The sequence below is a fragment of the Streptomyces alkaliphilus genome (assembly GCF_014141535.1).
GTDB classification, from domain to species: Bacteria; Actinomycetota; Actinomycetes; order Streptomycetales; family Streptomycetaceae; genus Streptomyces; species Streptomyces alkaliphilus.
In genome coordinates, this window is record NZ_VKHT01000996.1 from 1 (window position 1) to 1804 (window position 1804).

General features: G+C 73.1%; 2 protein-coding genes. One reads left to right on the plus strand and one right to left on the minus strand.

Annotation, left to right across the window (positions count from 1 at the left end; all coding sequences use genetic code 11):
* Window positions 1-351: 351 nt before the first annotated feature.
* Entirely contained in the window at window positions 352-1065 is a 714-nt protein-coding gene (locus FNQ90_RS21860; RefSeq protein WP_407699418.1) for a DUF4383 domain-containing protein, read from the plus strand.
* Here FNQ90_RS21860 and FNQ90_RS21865 read toward each other — a convergent pair.
* A partial coding sequence (locus tag FNQ90_RS21865; RefSeq protein WP_182607921.1) for an HAD family hydrolase occupies window positions 959-1804 on the minus strand: 846 nt, incomplete at its 5' end. The genes FNQ90_RS21860 and FNQ90_RS21865 overlap by 107 nt on opposite strands.

Sequence of the window (1804 nt, forward strand, 5' to 3'; positions counted from 1 at the left end):
TGCTGCGGCTGACCGCTGTCGGGGCGGGACCCCGGGCCGGGTGCGAGGACCGTTGGAACCCGAGGTCCGGCACGGTGATCGGGACCGCTTCCGTTGCGACGGGACCGGCGGCCCCGTCGGTGATCGACTCCGGGCGAGCCCACGGGGAGGGGGCCTTGTGCCGCGGGACGGTCGCCGGGCTCATCCGGGCGGCTCCGACCTCGGCGGCGTCCGTCGGTCGGTCGGCGCCCGGGCCGCCGCGGCGCCCGGGACACGCCGGACTCCCGGGACTCCCGGGGCGAGGCATCGGGTCGGGATTCACGGGTACGAGAGATATGTCCGCCTCTGTCCGCGACCCGAGGAGGCCGTCCCATGGCTTCGACCCACTCGACGCACTCGGCCGATCCGCTGAACGGCGTACGGCACGCCCGACAGCGTTCGGTGAGGGACATGTTCCGACACCGCCGGGCCCAGCTCCACGAGGAACTCCCGATCGACCACCGGTTGAGCATGGTCTACCGCGTCGGCGCCGGTCTGATCGGCGCGGGCCTGATCTTCTTCGGCGTGCTGGGGCTCACCGAGCGGCTGGGGGTCCTCAGCACCGAGGACAACACCGTGCTCGGGCTGAGCACCAACGGCGCGCTGAGCGTGCTCTCGATCACCTTCGGTCTGTTGCTGTTCGTCGGCATGATCAAGGGCGGGAACTTCGCCTCCGACGTGAACATCGTCATGGGCGTGGCGTTCGTGCTCAGCGGCTTCGTCAACCTGGCGTTGCTGGAGACCGACTGGAACATCCTGAACTTCGCCATCCAGAACGTGCTGTTCAGTTTCGTGGCCGGACTGCTGCTGATGCTCTTCGGCATGTACGGCCGGGTGACCGGTCGGCTGCCCTACGACAACCCCTACTGGCGCAGCCGGCACCCGGAGGAGGCCGAGGAGGCGCGGGAGCGCAAGGAGGAGGCCGAGCGGCGTCGCGAGCTCATGGACCGGGCGCAGCGGGAGGGGATGGAGGACCCGGAGGGCCGGGGGGCGCGACGACTGGAGCGTGCCGAAGCATCTCGCGGAGGATCCGCTCGCCGCAGCTGACCCCCCGCTCGGACAGGGCGGTGACGTGCGGGGCCGTCCAGCCCGCCTCGGCCAGCTCGCCGTGGCCCGGCCGCCAGCCGGTGTCCGCGGCGAGCAGCAGGTCGGCGTCGAGGAGGGAGTCCCCGGCAGCCAGCACGTGCCGGGCGCCGGTGCGGCGGGCCACCTCGGCGAGGGCGGAACTCTTGGTGAGCGGCTCGGGGACGGCGTAGACCTTGCGGCCCTGCACGGAGACGGTCCAGCCCCGCTCCCCCGCCCAGGCGGCCAGCTCCTTCGCCCAGCGGTCGGGGAAGGTCTCCCGCTCGACCACGAGGTAGGCGAAGAGTTCCTCGGCGGTGCGGCGCTTGCGCAGCCACGCCGGGTCGGCGGTGCGGCGCAGGTGCTCGACCACTTCCCCCAGGGGGGCGCAGCGGGCGTCGAGGGTCTCGCGCACCCCGCGGTGCCAGTCCGGGTCGGTGCGGCCGTCGACCAGGATGTGGCCGCCGTTGGCGCAGATGGCGTGACGCGGGGGTGGGCCGGGGAGGTTGATGCGCCGGTACTGCTCGCGGGTGCGGGTGGTCACCGGCACGAAGTGGGCGCGGCGGCCCAGCTCCCCCAGGAGACCGGCGGCGGTCTCGGTGAGGTAGGAGAGCGGTCGGGCCCCGTACACCTCGACGCAGAGCAGGCGGGGCGCGTGTTCGTCGGGGCCGGTGAGGGCGAGCGCCGCCGCCGAGTAGATCAGGGTGCGGTCCAGGTCACTGGC